A 15,096-nucleotide genomic window follows, 5' to 3' on the forward strand; every position below is an offset into this window, starting at 1 on the left:
TTTTATCGTTTTTCGTTAAGGGTTCATTCCTTTAAAGCGGGAGACTAAATTAATTCCAGCCTTACTGATACTTGTACTCAAACCGATTGCCAGTTTATCGCTTAAGTTCTTTTTGATTTTGTATTTCACTTTGTAAATCTGACGATCACTCGCCTGACTTAAGAGGATATCATCACTGGTATCTATTCTATCAACAAGCCCTTTATCAAAGGCTTGAGTAGCAAACCAATGTTCGCCTGTTGCAACTGAATCTATATCAAGTGAAGGTCGTTGCTCGCTAACAAAAGCTTTGAATAAACCATGAGTTTGCTCTATTTCCTCTTTAAACTTTTCGCGCCCTTTATCTGTGTTTTCGCCAAATAATGTTAGTGTGCGCTTGTATTCACCCGCAGTAATTTGTTCGTATTCAACATCATTCTTTTTCAGTATTTTGTTAAAGTTAGGAATTTGAGCTATCACTCCAATAGAGCCAACAATAGCGAAAGGAGCTGCAACTATTTCATTCGCCACACATGCCATCATATAACCACCACTGGCAGCAACTTTATCAATGGCAATCGTTAGGTGAATTCCTGCATTACGAAGGCGTTGTAATTGTGAAGCAGCCAAACCATAACCATGAACAACCCCACCACCGCTTTCTAAGCGAACGAGTACTTTATCTTTTTCTTTATCAGCAATAGTAAGAATTGCTGTAATTTCTTCACGTAAACTGTCTACTTCATGGGCATCTACGCTACCATTGAAGTCGATGACATACAGACGAGCTTTTTTCTCATCACTTGAGGCTTTTTTGCTCTTAGCCTTTTGCTGTTTTAAATGCGCTTTGAGCTCTTTTTTTGAAAGGGTGTTCTCAATAAAACTTTGTTTTAGATCCTCCAGCTGCTCACTTAAGTCATCTATTTGTATTTCGCCCTTTTTCGATTTTGGCTTTGCTGCTGCACCAACCGCAATTGCGACAATGATTGCTATGGCAATAACAAAGGTGATGGTTTTGGCGAAAAACAGCCCATATTCGTATAAAAATTCCAAACAAATTCTCCACTTAATGTTAGTTCGCCACAATTTAACATGCTTTTTCATAAAAAAAAGCCACATGATGTGGCTTTTTACTTAATTGGTTAATTTAGTTTTTAGTCAGTGACTACATCAGTATTAGTGACTTGCAAGTACTGACCACGGCTCGCTAAGAAAGTGGCTATTTGCAATTGCATTTCAGACGTTGCAGCTGCACTTTCCTGTGCAGTAGCGCCTGAATCAGGCGTAGCAACAGGCGTTAATACCGAACTGTGATGACCCTTAGTAAATTTCACAACATAGCTCATAGGCTCCGCTGTTGGCCCCTGAGATTGAGCCACTGTTGCTAAGCCCATCAAGCTAGCGAGCGGTAAACTGCCTGCGATAGGGTTAGAAGCTACCATAGGTGGAATAACCTGGTCAGGCTTATTGTTAGCGCCATCACCAACAACGACACTCATATATGTTGGCGTGCCAAGTGCCGCAACTGATGCTGCGTAATTAGTAGGATCACCACTATCAAGGGCTGTCTGTGCCGCAAAAGCAAATTGTGTTACTACCCCTTGAATATTTGCTAGTTTTGCTGTTTCACCCGCCATTGTTAATGAACCAATGTACTCTTTGTAACCACAGCTAACATAAGCGGTTTGATCTGCTGCTAGCGTGCCACAGTTAGACACAGCTTCGTTTTGTAGGTATGAGCTAAATTCTGCAGACTCACTAATGCCAGCAGCAAGTAACACCGAGCCTTGAACGAATGGACCAAACGTTGCCGAATCAATTAGGAAGCTTGCAATACCGCCACCGCCACTGGCAAGTGCAACACTCTTAACATTGAAAAGTGGATCAACCTGAGGATCAAGCGGATTATTCGTCACTGCAACAAAAGCAGGCGCAACAACTGAACCTAGTGAATGTCCCACGAATGACACATCTTGAGTATTTAAATCAGTCGCACCAGAAAAGTTTAAACCTAAGCGTAAACCCAATAAATCAGCAACTGATTGACGTAAACTGTCTCGTGCTACAAGTAGAGACTGTAAATTCATGTAACTGAGCACTGAGCCCGTTGATGCGTTGAAGTCATCGACACCATCTCCATTTACATCAACACCACGCTCACCATGCATTGGGTGGTCGATAGCAGCCGTTGCAAAACCTTGGATAGAAAGTTGAGCAGTTATTGCTAACATATCTTCTTTCTTAGACGTAATACCGTGCTGAAGAATCACTACCGGCCAGCCACCTTCAGGCATTGCTAAAGCATCTAGACCGATTTGGCTTCGAACAAAGTTGATCACGGGTAAAATAGGCTTAGTAATTTGAACCGGTACATTCGCAATGCTTTGCGTTTTAGGGATTGTATTGTATTTGGTTAAGTGCTTAGTTTGGTCAAGGCCTAAGTCGCGTAACTTGCCACCACTAAGTGCCATACATAAAGCATCATTCTCACTAATTGGATCTGTTGGGAACGATGCACCTGCTGAAGAGGCGTAACCAAGTACCGCTACACCGCTGTCACACATACCTTGCCAGTATGTCGCAGCTAAATCACTTACCTCAGTGCCTGTTGGTGTTGCAAGGTACATAGGTAGCATTACACTGCCTTTTTGATACTGAACCCCAGCAAAAGCAGGTGACAAACCTGTTACCCCTTGTGACGCAAATACTTGTTCGACAGTAATTACCGGTTGCTCAGGAATTTGTACCGTCGGTCTTGGTAAAGCCGCTTGCGTTAAACTTGCTGCTAGTAATTGTTTGACTGTGCCAAGTACTTGACCTGCCGACTGCATGGTCATAGCCGCACTAAAAATGATTTCATCTTTAGAAATTGCACCACCTGATGTTACAGCGTTTTCATAACTATTGATGACCGCTTGTAACGATTTTTGTGCGTCTGTAATAAGGGTTGTTTCTTCACTAACCAACGCATAAGTAGATGACGGCTCGATTGAGCGACCTTCTGAGTCCATTAGTGAGGTTGTTAAAACATTGATATAACTACTACCTGCTTTAAATGGTTTCAATGGTATAACAGCAACAGCATCACCAGAGCCTTGTGTAATAAAATCGACACCAAATGTGAGCTCTGACACTAATTTACAGGCAATACCTGCAGGCACTTGTGAGCATGCTTCATCCGTTTGGCTGGCTCCCATGACGACTTCAAAAATACGCACTGCGCCTGGTGAGGCAGCAGATGTAGCATCTAAGCTAACACCCGCAGGAAAAGTAAGATCGATTTTAAACGGAGTTTGTGTAGACCAACCATCTAGTGCACCTAATGCTAACTGTGGATCAGCATAGGCAGCACGCTCTACGCTCACATTATTTTCATCAAGTTCACCAGGAATATTAAGCGTGCCATCAAGTGTGCCACTCATGAGTAAATCGTTGGGTACAGAGATAACACCATTAGCAGGGTCAAACTTAACTGTCGCGGTTGGCACTATGGGGGGATTGTCATTTTTTACATCTTCTAATGTTTCTCCTCCACCGCAACCTGTAATGGCTGTTGCAACGGCCAGTGAAAGTAGCATTTTTTTCATAATATCGCTCCGCGAAAATCTTATTGTTATTGTGTGTTCATATTTAAAAGTAGCTAAAAAGATACCTTTAGTTAAGTTAATTTAATGTAATTAGGTTATTAATAAGACATTAGACCAGTTAAAGTTAACGTAAAGTTTTAATTTTCGCCACCTTAATTTGCAATAAATTCGATAACTTGGCTTTTTGCTATGGTAAAATACGAAAAAATTTAACCTATGGTACTTTTATGCACAATTACAAAGCCGCAGAAAACGCGCTAAAAGACAAAGTTATTTTAATTACTGGTGCTGGTGATGGCATTGGTCGCGTAGCAGCCTTAACCTATGCAAAACATGGTGCTACGATCATTTTACTTGGTAAAACAACCAGCAAACTAGAAGCTGTTTACGATGAAATCGTTAATGCGGGCGGCCCTCAGCCAGCGATTGTTCCTATGGATCTTAAAGGTGCAACGAAACAAAACTATCGTGACCTTGCTGCGACAATCGAACAGCAATTCGGCAAACTTGATGGCTTAGTAAACAATGCAGGTATTTTAGGTTCGCTTGGCCCGCTTGAGCACTTCTGTGTGTCAACATTTGAAAACATCATGAAGGTTAATGTTACTGCACAGGCACTTATCACTAAGTACATGTTCCCTATTTTACGAAAATCGCCTAGCGCATCGGTTATTTTTACCTCTTCAGGTGTAGGTCGCCAAGGTCGCGAGTTTTGGGGTGCGTATGCTATTTCAAAGTTTGCAGTAGAAGGCATGATGCAGACATGGGCTTGTGAAGTAGAAAAAACAAACATTCGCATTAACTGCATCAACCCAGGTGCAACACGTACATCTATGCGTGCATCAGCCTATCCAGGAGAGGATAAAGACAAGTTAGCAACCCCTGAGGATCTTATGCCTACCTACCTTTACCTAATGAGTGATGATTCAAAAGATATCAATGGTCAATCTTTAGATGCGCAACAAAAATAAGTTCAGTGCTGTTGATGTATGATTTACCAATAAAAAACCTTACTCGCGAGTAAGGTTTTTTATTCGCGAGTATTTAACGACGCTTAGGCTGCTTAACGCGTTGATTATGCTTTTTAACCGCTTTACGTATTTGGTTTATTTTGGCTCGTTTTTCTTTACGCTTTTCAGGTATAACTGATAACTTTGTTTGCGTTTCACGACCCAATTGAACAGTTTTACGTAAATAGTTAACTGTATCCAGATCAAGCTCTGCCCAACCACCTTGAGGCAAGCGTTTATCAAGCTCTAACTTACCGTAACGAATACGAATAAGACGAGATACTTCCACATCTTGTGATTGCCACAAACGGCGAACTTCGCGGTTACGTCCCTCGGTTAAGGTCACATTGAACCAACGATTTATTCCTTCACCACCTAATGGTTTAATATTTAAAAATTTTGCAGGTCCATCATCCAGTTCAACGCCTTTGGTTAAGTTACGTAAAGTCTCATTCGTTACTTCACCAAATACCCGTGCAGAATATTCTCGCTCAACTTCATAGCTTGGATGCATAAGGCGATTAGCAAGCTCACCATCATTGGTAAACAGCATTAATCCAGCGGTATTAATATCCAGTCGACCTACTGCAATCCAACGCTCACCATCCACTTTAGGAAGACGATCGAACACAGTACGACGACCTTCAGGATCTTTACGAGTACATAACTCGCCTTCAGGCTTGTTATACATAAGCACACGACAAATCCGATCAGCTTTATCTTCAACTTTTACTACATGTCCATCAACACGAATGACATCAGTTGCTTCAACACGATCGCCCAAACGGGCCACTTTGCCATTGACACTTACTCGATTTGCATCGATGTATTTTTCCATTTCACGACGTGAGCCCACGCCAGCACGGGCCAATACTTTTTGTAACTTTTCAGTTTCTACATTACTCATTCAGATAGTTCTCTCACAGAAGGATCACTCAAAAGCTGGTTAATTTTACTTTCCTGTAGTTCAGGTAAGGGTGGTAATTCATCTAAACCAGCTAATGAAAAATAGTCTAAGAAAGCGGATGTTGTAGCATACAAAGCCGGACGTCCTGGCACTTCTTTGTGGCCTGCAACCCTTATCCACTCTCTTTCTAATAAGGTTTTAATAATCCCTGAGCCAACAGTAACACCTCGTACTTGTTCAATTTCACCACGCGTAATGGGCTGTCTGTAGGCAATAAGGGATAATGTTTCTAATAGTGCTCTTGAGTATTTAGGTGCGCGCTCTTGCCAAAGATTTGCAAGCCACGGAGCTAAGCTTGCGCAGGCTTGAAATCGATAACCACTGCCAACTTCAACTAATTTTATGCCGCGTGTTTGATAATGGATTTGAATATCTTCAATTGCATTATTAATGCGCGACATAGAAACGCTTAAATCAGCTAATACTGTCTCTTTTAAATGACGTTTAGATAAAGGTTTACCTGCTACAAAAATCGCGGCTTCTATGATTTCGACTAACTGTTCATCACTAATACGTTTTGTGGCCATCGTTACTATAGGTCATTTAGATCACTAACGCTCTATTATGACAGAAGTCTTGCTAGGTTGGAAAAATTATTACAAAAAAAGCCAGTGTAATACACTGGCTACAAACAATGTTTATATTTGAGCTAAGTTACGAGCTCTTTTTAACCATGTCTAATGCGTCATCCTCAGCAACGTCACTACCATGCTCAGTGATATAGTTGATAAATTCATTACGGCTTACGCGCTTATCTTTATCACTGTCCATATAACCAAAGTGGTTGGCAATATCGTCATCGTCGGCTTCTTCAATCGAAATATAACCATTTTTATCGTTATCTAACGATTTAAAATCATTTTCGATCGGGTCAAATTTAGCGATTTCAGCTTTAAACGCCGACTCAGAAACCTCACTATCCTCAGCAACCTTACCGGTATTAAGCTGCATATAAGCATTAAACTCAATTGGACTGATTTGTTCATCCATGTTGGTATCGATATTTGAAAAATGCGCCCAAATTGCATCATCATCGGCCTCTGTTTTAGAGATGTAACCATCGTTATCATTATCTAAACTGCCAAAATCGCTGTCTATTTTTGCTAAAGAGTTGCTTGCAGAGCATGCTGATAGACTTAGAGCTGCTAAAATTGTTGATGCTAAAGTTAACTTGTTCATAAGACATTTCCTTGTAGTCGATTAGATTCACTTTGACTAATACAAGTTGGATGCCAAAACATCTTGCCAGCTAAAATCAAGCACTTAGAGAGCAGTTAAGTTAAGGTTAAGCCTATGATTCAGCAAGCTTTTCATGGGGTACTGTAATTTTTTCATAAAAAAAGCGCTCCAAGAGCGCTTTTTACAACTTATTTAATATAGCTATTAGATAGCCGCGTTTTGGTAACGCTTAACGAACTCTGTTACTGCTTCGCCATTACATTTTAAGGTATTTAAGTTACCAATCTTTTCGCGTACAGGTGTTAAACCTTGTTTAAGTGCTGTAATACAAAGCTGAGTTTCTTTTTGCTGATTCTTAGCAAACACTTCAACTGACACTTTAGAAGCCGCCTTTTGTGATTGTGCTTTTTTAGCAATGTCACGAATGTCGACACCATTACACTCAATACTTTTAGAAAAGCGCGACATCGCAATACCATGCTTTGTCGCTTCTTTACGTGCAGCGGTAAACCCTTCGTTCGCACTCAGACTGCATAACTTCGATTCAATACGATTATCAGCTGAGAAATACTGTGGATTGCTTGCCAATGAGCCAAATGAGATACATGCAAGAGAAAGCATCACTAATTGTTTTTTCATGGTTTACCTTTTAAGTGTACATAATTTGAACGGTTTAAGTTGCGCGCATTATATAAACAAAAAAGAACAAATCAATTAAATATTTTATTTAATATTTTAATTAATATCGAGTTAACAATGCGTTTAACTAAACCTTCAATTGATCAACATTTAAACAATGCATTTTTCTTTCTTTGCTCATGAATAGCACCACATTTGATGGTAGAATTACGTTACTTCCTTTAAAGAAAAATAAACTAAGGTGCATGATGAAGGTTATCTCGTTCAACATTAATGGACTTCGCGCTCGCTTACATCAACTACAAGCGGTGATAGATAAACATCAACCAGATATCATTGGCTTACAAGAAATCAAAGTTCATGATGAAGCTTTCCCACTCGAAGATGTGCAAAAAATGGGTTATCACGTTTATTTTCACGGTCAAAAAGCCCATTACGGCGTGGCAATGTTATGTAAACAAGAACCTAAATCGGTAGTGAAAGGCTTTGCAACCGATACTGACGAGTCACAACGTCGTATGATCAGCGTGACTGTAACCCAACAGAATGGCCGTGACTTAACTGTTATGAACGGTTACTTCCCACAGGGCGATAATATTGCTCACGAAATTAAATTCCCTTATAAACGTCAGTTCTATAAAGATTTAATGACCCACTTAGAAGTCAATCACACCCCTGAAGAAGATGTTATTGTGATGGGCGATATTAATATTTCACCAACTGATCTCGACATTGGTATTGGTGAGCCAAACCGTAAACGCTGGTTAAAAACAGGTAAGTGCTCTTTCCAACCAGAAGAGCGTGAATGGTTAAGTACATTATTAAACTGGGGCTTTAAAGATACCTTCCGTGAACTTTACCCTGAAAAAATTGAACAATACTCGTGGTTTGATTACCGCTCAAAAGGTTTTGATGACAACCGAGGCCTACGTATCGATGTAATTTTAGCAACTCCAGCCCTTGCTGAGCGTTGTGTTGAGTCAGGTATCGATTACGAATTACGTGGTATCGAAAAACCTTCTGATCATGCGCCAATATGGTCAACATTTAACGCATGATAGACACACTGCAATGGCAGCTCCCTTTATGGAGCTGTGTGGCTTTAATACTTTGGCTAAGTTTTGATAAACCAAGCGCATCACAATTATTGGCAACGCCAATAAGACAAGTTGGTGTGCTCGCCTGTGCTTTGGTACTTGCAGTACTGTGGCGCATTAAAGCGGGGATATTACCAGGCCTTGAATTGCATATTTTAGGGGTTACTGCTGTGACCCTGATTTTAGGTTGGCGATTGGCCATTTTTGCAAGTGCCCTTGCAAGTTTACTGTTGGTATTAGTTGCTCAGTTGCCTATGGCTTTATTGCCGGTGCATTTATTGTTTACTGCTTTTTTACCAATTACGTTGAGCTATTTGTGTTTTGTGCTTTGTTATACCTACTTACCAAGACATTTTTTTATCTATATCTTTTTATGCGCGTTTTTAACCGCCGCTGTTATCGCCTGTATTAAAATACTTACCAGCGGTGTGTTTTATTACTTGCTTGGTGATTACAGTTTTATTGAGATTTCAGAAAACTACCTGATTCTATGCGCGATAATTTGGTTTCCTGAAGCAATGCTCAATGGTATGGCTATTACCTTAATGATCACCTATCGCCCTCACTGGGTTAAAACCTTTTATGATAAGGACTATTTAGACTCATGAGTCTTCACTATCACTGCCCGCTTTGCAAACTTGAGCTTACACTCATGGATAAAACATACCGTTGTGACAATAACCACAGCTTTGATATCGCCAAAGAGGGTTATGTCAATTTACTTCCCGTGCAAAATAAAAAGTCGAAACAACCGGGCGATAACCTTGAAATGGTGCAAGCGCGACGCGAGTTTTTAAATGCGGGGCATTATGGTTTTTTACAGCAAGCTTTAGCTAAACTCGTGGCATCACTGACACCAAATTCAGTGCTTGATTTAGGCTGTGGTGAAGGCTTCTATACCCAAGCCATTGCAGCGCAATCGAGTGCCGAAGTGCATGGTGTTGATATTTCGAAACCTGCTGTAAAATACGCCGCTAAGCGGTATGAAAATGCGCATTTTAGTGTCGCGTCAATTAGCCAAGCCCCTTTTGCAGATGCGCAGGCTGATGTGCTTGTTAGTGTGTTTGCCCCTTTATTTGCACAAGAACTTGCCCGCCTTGCAAAACCTCATGCGAGCTTAATTGTTGCAAGCCCTGGCCCTTGGCACCTTAAAGAGTTAAAAGCGTTTATTTATGCTGATGTAAAACCACACACAGAAATAGAGCCACCAGCTGGCTTCAGCAAAGAATCGACAACATTATTAGAGCAACAGGTGCTGTTGTCTGTCGAAGAGATTAAACATCTAATTATGATGACACCATTTGCCTGGAAATTTCGCCCAGAGCATTGGCAGCAAATAGAGCAACAAGGCCCACAAAAAGTAACGTTATCGTTTTATGTGAGCCAGTTTATTCGCGATTAGAAGTGTTCTTTTGTGAAAGCTTTATCCATTTTTTCGAACATATCTTTTAAGAGTTGAGCTAAATCTGAATAGCGTGGTTTTTCAGTCGTTAATTGTGACTGATAACCATGTGCTTTCATTTTACTGTGCAGCTCGGTGTACCAACTTAGCATCGCTGGCTCTAATCGGGTTTCTGCACGGCGGCCTAGCCACAATAAACCTTGAAATGGTAGTGACAAAAAGAATAGCGCGATAGTAATTGCTTGCGGGAAATAATCACTACCTAAATAGTTAACTTGCATAAAAACAGTCAGCATAGCCAAAATTGGCATCACTGTAATTGCCAGATCTGTGGCTTTGATCACTCTAAATTCAGCAAACATGGGGGCGAGCTCTTGTCGCATTGGCCATTTTTTAGCGTATTGACGACCTGTTTGCACTTGTGACATGACACTTTTTTGCATCATCACTCCTAGGGTTTTCATCTTGTTTCACAACCGAGTGTAACACACTCCCGGATACAATCCCTGCAAAACCTGTCCTAGTTTTAATACCAAATTAATGTTAATCGGACTAACGTTTAAAGTCTAAATGAGATAAAATGTTATCGGCTTAAGTCAACCAGACTTTAGTATAATTACAGCCTAGCTTTGTTAAGTGTAGCAACAAAATACTTATTTACTATACTGGCAAAGAATTCTAATTATCAAGCCTTAATATACACTGACTGATATCGTACTTTTAGGACCTAGCTATGCCCAAGCCCCTTTGCTCACCACAACATGTTTTAGTACTGAACTGTGGTAGTTCAAGTTTAAAATTTGCCATTTTAGATGCCGCTACTTCTGACGAAGTTATTTCAGGTTTAGCTGAGCGCCTTGGCTCAGACACACCTTCAATTAAATATAAATATAATGGCGAAAAAAAGCTGATTGAACTTGCAAAAGGTCAAGCCCATGATGCAGCAATTGCAGAACTCGTGAAGCTTGTGAATGACTTGGGCCTTGCAGATAATTTAATTGCTGTCGGTCACCGAGTTGTGCACGGTGGTGAGCATTTCACTGAATCTGTTCTTATTGACGATGATGTACTTACAGCTATCGAAAAAACAGCTGCACTTGCACCACTTCATAACCCAGCCAACTTATTGGGCATTCGCACTGCGCAGCAAGCGTTCTCAACGCTGCCGCAAATTGCTGTATTTGATACGGCGTTTCACCAAAGCATGCCAAATATTGCGTACTTATACGCCCTACCTTACTCGCTTTATAAAGAGCATGGCGTAAGACGTTATGGTTTCCATGGTACAAGCCATTATTATGTTGCTGGTGAAGCAGCGAAATTATTGGGTAAAGAGCGCGAGCAAACCAATGTGATCAGTGCGCATTTAGGTAATGGTTGTTCGGTATGTGCGATTAAAGATGGTAAGAGCGTTGATACCAGTATGGGCCTTACACCGCTTGAAGGCTTAGTGATGGGTACCCGCAGTGGTAGCATCGACCCGGGTTTATTTACCTTCTTAACTCAGCAACTTAATTATTCAGTGCAAGAAATTGATGACTTACTTAATAAGCAAAGTGGCCTGTTAGGTATTAGTGAATTATCAAATGACTGTCGCACTATCGAAGAAGCCGCTGTTGAAGGTCACCCGCAAGCAAACCTTGCTCTCGATATTTTCTGCTACCGCTTAGCAAAACAAATTGCTGCATTTTTGGTGCCTCTACAACGCCTTGATGCGCTTATTTTTACCGGTGGCATCGGTGAAAACTCAGATATCATTCGTAACAAAGTAATCACCCAATTAGGCTTTTTAGGCCTTGAGTGTGATGAAGCTGCAAACTTAGCGGCACGTTTTGGTAAAGAAGGCCTCATTTCAAAAGGCCAAGCCCATGCTAAAGCGTTTGTGATCCCGACTAACGAAGAATGGGTTATTGCTAACGATGCAGCCCGTATTGCAAAGGAGGGTTAAGTAAATGGCACGTAGAATTATGTTGATCCCTATTTCAACTGGGGTTGGTTTAACATCTGTTTCTGTTGGTTTAGTGCGTGCGCTTGAGCAAAAAGCGCTTAAAGTTAACTTTTTCAAACCTATTGCGCAGCCGCGCTCTGGCGATACAGGCCCCGAGAAATCAACGCAAATTGTTACCCATGGCTCGCCAATTAATCCACCTACGCCATTCGATCTTGGCTATGCTGAACAAATGATTGGTGACGGTAAAGGCGACGACTTACTTGAAGAAATCGTAGAGCGCTTTGAAAACACCATCAAAGAAGACGAAATTGCTATTATCGAAGGTATGGTGCCAACACGTCGTCAGCCTTATGCAGGCCGTGTGAACCGTGAGATCGCGCAAACACTCGGTGCTGATATTGTTTTTGTTTTAACACCAAGTAACGATAGCAATGACCAAATTGAAGACCGTTTAGAAATTGCTGCTGGTAACTATGGCGGTGTTAATCACCCTCGCGTGTTAGGCTGTATTTTCAATAAAGTTAATGCACCTCTAGATGACGAAGGTCGTGCCCGTGCTGATCTTGTTGAGGCCCATGAGCCTGAACAACTTGAAAACGAATTAAACCGTTTAGCATCTCTGCCTATTTTCAGAAAGCACCCATTTAAGTTATTAGGGTCAATCCCGTGGGATTTCGACCTCGTTGCGCCGCGTGTGCGTGATTTATGTGAATACTTAAAGGCCGAAGTTATTAACGAAGGCGACATGGCTCACCGTCGTTTGCGCCGCGTGACTTTCTGTGCCCGTACCGTGTCGAATATTTTAAGCCACTTTACTCCTGGTGCATTACTGGTAACTCCGGGCGATCGCTCTGATGTATTAGTTGCCGCTTGTTTATCTGCTATGAATGGTACAAAAATTGGGGCTATTTTATTAACCGGTGGGTTTAAGCCTGAAGATCGCATCATGAAATTATGTGAACAAGCTATGGATACGGGCCTGCCAATTCTTGCAACAAAAGAAGATACGTGGCGCACGTCATTATTACTGCATAATTTCAATATGGAAGTACCCTGTGATGATGATCAACGTATCGATAAAGTAAAAGATCACAACGCTAGTCACATTGATTCAGACTGGTTAGACAGCCTTGCGCAAAGTGTTGGTCGTACTCGTAAAATGTCTCCGCCAGCGTTCCGTTATTTATTAACCGATAAAGCCCGTCAAGCAAATAAAACAGTTGTTTTACCAGAAGGTAATGAGCCGCGCACGATTAAAGCTGCGGCAATTTGCGGTCAACGTGGTATTGCAAAAACAATTCTACTTGGTGACAAAGAAGAAATTTTACGTATTGCTGAGCAGCAAGGTGTTGAGCTTAACGATAACGTAACTATTGTTGAGCCAGCTGATGTCATCAACGATTACGTTGCGCCTATGGTCGAAATCCGTAAAAACAAAGGCTTAACTGAAGTCGTTGCCCAAGAACAACTGCTTGATAACGTTGTACTCGGCACCATGATGCTAGAACAAGGTAAAGTCGATGGCTTGGTGTCAGGTGCTGTTAATACCACAGCGAATACGATTCGCCCACCGCTACAGTTAATTAAAACAGCACCGGGCTCGTCGTTAGTATCATCAGTGTTCTTTATGTTGTTACCTGACCAGGTTTTAGTTTACGGTGACTGTGCTATCAACCCTGATCCAACGGCAGAGCAACTGGCCGATATCGCGATCCAGTCAGCTGATTCAGCGGCTGCGTTTGGTATTGAACCTCGTGTTGCAATGATCAGCTACAGTACGGGTACTTCGGGTTCAGGTGCGGATGTAGAAAAAGTGCGCGAAGCTACTAAACTTGCCCAGCAAAAACGCCCTGACTTAGTGATTGACGGCCCACTTCAATACGACGCCGCTATTATGGAAAACGTAGCAATCAAAAAAGCACCTGACAGCCCAGTTGCAGGTAAAGCAACAGTGTTTGTATTCCCTGATTTAAATACCGGTAATACAACCTATAAAGCCGTTCAACGTAGTGCCGATTTAATTAGTATTGGCCCAATGCTGCAAGGTATGCGTAAGCCGGTAAATGACTTGAGCCGTGGTGCATTAGTAGACGATATCGTTTACACCATTGCCCTTACAGCGATTCAAGCTAAGCAAGTTGAAAGCATAGAAAACTAACCCATCAAAAATTAGGCTAATTTATAAAATCGTTATAAATTAGCCTATTACCTTCTTTATACTGACCTATTCCCATATTTATCCACAGATTCTGTGGACAAGATTAATGAAAAACTAAATGGCGTGATCCCATGGTTTCTAATTGTATTTAATCTCTTGTTGATAGCTCGTATTTTTAAGTGATTTGGGTATACTATTAATTATCGGCTTCATAGATAGGATCACAGATGTCAAAGCAAACGCTGCAACTTCATAGTACAGAGCTCACAATTCATAGCCTTGATGTCGATGCCACTATCCCTCCTGCATTGCTCAAAGAAAGCATATTTTTTATTGCAAAGACCGCTGATGAATTATCTATCGTCTGCCCTAGCAGCTTTACTATTGATAGCCTAGATGCTGAAACCGACTGGCAAGCACTGGAAGTCATTGGCCCGCTGGGCTTTTCTCTAACAGGTATAATGGCTAATATTTCTGGTGTACTTGCTAAAGCATCTATCTCTATTTTCGCTCTTTCAACTTATGATACAGATTATGTTTTAGTTAAAAAGCACAGCATTGAAAAAGCAATTTCGGCACTGAAAAAAGATGGTTATCATGTGTTAGGAAATACTAAATAGTCTTATGAATAAAGAAGTAACCTATCAAAGTCAACGCTCCTTGCGTAAAAACCAAGTGATGGCTATAAAAAGCCCATTCACAGGCCGAGTTAAACCTATAAGCGAACACCCTGAGGCTTTTTTTAGATTTTCGACTCTTGGGCCAAGTATCAGCGTTGAATTAACCAGCCATAATATAGTTGCTCCTTTTGATGGTACCCTACTGCAAGTAAAAAATGCCGGAAAAGAATATATATTACAGGCAAAAAATGGGCTGAAAATATTAATCAATTTACATTTTTCATCCTTGAGCGAACATATCAACCACACAAGAATTGCTAAGCTTAATGACAGCAAGATAAGCCAAGGCGAACGGCTCGCTTATTTCGATTTACGTGAACTTTCATCACCTATGATTGCCACCTTATGCGTCCTTAATAGCCAGCAGCTTGGTCCTTTATATTACTCTCTATCTCAGGTTAGTGCTGGGATAGATACATTACTCACTGTGACAAAAAAGTAGATTTT

At 41.1% G+C, this 15,096-nt stretch carries 15 protein-coding genes; 8 read left to right on the forward strand and 7 right to left on the reverse strand.

The genetic code is table 11. The annotated features are described in order from the left end of the window. Positions 1-15 precede the first annotated feature (15 nt). Both sohB and L3V38_RS05795 read right to left on the reverse strand, forming a co-directional pair. Positions 16-1,032, reverse strand: a complete 1,017-nt coding sequence (gene sohB / locus L3V38_RS05790) for a protease SohB (RefSeq protein WP_237118683.1) — start codon at positions 1,030-1,032, stop codon at positions 16-18. Positions 1,033-1,133: 101 nt separating this feature from the next. Further along, a complete protein-coding gene (locus tag L3V38_RS05795) occupies positions 1,134-3,566 on the reverse strand; it encodes a VolA/Pla-1 family phospholipase (RefSeq protein ID WP_237118684.1) in 2,433 nt (810 codons plus the stop codon). 227 nt (positions 3,567-3,793) lie between these two features. Here L3V38_RS05795 and L3V38_RS05800 point away from each other — a divergent pair, with 227 nt between their 5' ends. Then, entirely contained in the window at positions 3,794-4,537 is a 744-nt protein-coding gene (locus tag L3V38_RS05800; protein ID WP_062568913.1) for a YciK family oxidoreductase, read from the forward strand. 73 nt (positions 4,538-4,610) lie between these two features. On the opposite strand, the gene rluB is transcribed toward L3V38_RS05800, so the two are convergent. From rluB to L3V38_RS05820, 4 genes are all read right to left on the reverse strand, one after another. After that, positions 4,611-5,483, reverse strand: a complete 873-nt coding sequence (gene rluB / locus L3V38_RS05805; protein WP_062568912.1) for a 23S rRNA pseudouridine(2605) synthase RluB — start codon at positions 5,481-5,483, stop codon at positions 4,611-4,613. Beyond that, positions 5,480-6,070, reverse strand: a complete 591-nt coding sequence (gene scpB / locus L3V38_RS05810; RefSeq protein ID WP_237118685.1) for an SMC-Scp complex subunit ScpB — start codon at positions 6,068-6,070, stop codon at positions 5,480-5,482. The genes rluB and scpB overlap by 4 nt, the downstream gene beginning before the upstream one ends. A gap of 127 nt (positions 6,071-6,197) precedes the next feature. Further along, on the reverse strand, positions 6,198-6,722 hold the full coding sequence (locus L3V38_RS05815; protein ID WP_237118686.1) for an EF-hand domain-containing protein: 525 nt from the start codon (positions 6,720-6,722) through the stop codon (positions 6,198-6,200). A 204-nt stretch (positions 6,723-6,926) separates the two neighbouring features. After that, entirely contained in the window at positions 6,927-7,361 is a 435-nt protein-coding gene (locus tag L3V38_RS05820; RefSeq protein ID WP_237118687.1) for an exonuclease III, read from the reverse strand. A 248-nt stretch (positions 7,362-7,609) separates the two neighbouring features. On the opposite strand from L3V38_RS05820, the gene xthA reads away from it, so the two are divergent. Genes xthA through L3V38_RS05835 form a run of 3 tightly spaced genes read left to right on the forward strand, consistent with a single transcriptional unit; the run spans position 7,610 to position 9,860 of the window. After that, positions 7,610-8,419 carry an exodeoxyribonuclease III gene (gene xthA, locus L3V38_RS05825; protein WP_237118771.1) on the forward strand — a complete coding sequence of 270 codons (810 nt, stop codon included), beginning with the start codon at positions 7,610-7,612 and terminating at the stop codon, positions 8,417-8,419. Continuing rightward, entirely contained in the window at positions 8,416-9,066 is a 651-nt protein-coding gene (locus L3V38_RS05830) for an energy-coupling factor ABC transporter permease (protein ID WP_237118688.1), read from the forward strand. Before xthA ends, L3V38_RS05830 begins: the two co-directional genes overlap by 4 nt. Further along, positions 9,063-9,860 (forward strand): putative RNA methyltransferase, encoded by a 798-nt coding sequence (locus L3V38_RS05835; protein WP_237118689.1) that lies wholly within the window; start codon positions 9,063-9,065, stop codon positions 9,858-9,860. The genes L3V38_RS05830 and L3V38_RS05835 overlap by 4 nt, the downstream gene beginning before the upstream one ends. Here the strand turns inward: L3V38_RS05835 and yfbV are convergent. Continuing rightward, positions 9,857-10,303, reverse strand: a complete 447-nt coding sequence (yfbV, locus tag L3V38_RS05840; protein WP_062568905.1) for a terminus macrodomain insulation protein YfbV — start codon at positions 10,301-10,303, stop codon at positions 9,857-9,859. The genes L3V38_RS05835 and yfbV overlap by 4 nt on opposite strands. A 290-nt stretch (positions 10,304-10,593) precedes the next feature. Here yfbV and L3V38_RS05845 point away from each other — a divergent pair, with 290 nt between their 5' ends. The 4 genes from L3V38_RS05845 to L3V38_RS05860 all read left to right on the forward strand — a co-directional run bounded on the left by L3V38_RS05845 (position 10,594) and on the right by L3V38_RS05860 (position 15,091). Next, the gene (locus tag L3V38_RS05845; RefSeq protein WP_237118690.1) at positions 10,594-11,808 is read left to right on the forward strand and encodes an acetate kinase; all 1,215 of its coding nucleotides are present in this window, start codon (positions 10,594-10,596) and stop codon (positions 11,806-11,808) included. A gap of 4 nt (positions 11,809-11,812) precedes the next feature. After that, positions 11,813-13,969 carry a phosphate acetyltransferase gene (pta, locus tag L3V38_RS05850; RefSeq protein WP_130149711.1) on the forward strand — a complete coding sequence of 719 codons (2,157 nt, stop codon included), beginning with the start codon at positions 11,813-11,815 and terminating at the stop codon, positions 13,967-13,969. 227 nt (positions 13,970-14,196) lie between these two features. Further along, positions 14,197-14,589 (forward strand): ACT domain-containing protein, encoded by a 393-nt coding sequence (locus tag L3V38_RS05855; protein ID WP_062568902.1) that lies wholly within the window; start codon positions 14,197-14,199, stop codon positions 14,587-14,589. A 4-nt stretch (positions 14,590-14,593) separates the two neighbouring features. Then, positions 14,594-15,091, forward strand: coding sequence for a PTS glucose transporter subunit IIA (locus L3V38_RS05860; RefSeq protein ID WP_237118691.1), 498 nt, complete (start codon positions 14,594-14,596; stop codon positions 15,089-15,091). The last annotated feature ends 5 nt before the right edge of the window (positions 15,092-15,096 follow it).

The sequence above is a fragment of the Pseudoalteromonas sp. L1 genome (genome assembly GCF_021728095.1).
Lineage (GTDB): Bacteria > Pseudomonadota > Gammaproteobacteria > Enterobacterales > Alteromonadaceae > Pseudoalteromonas.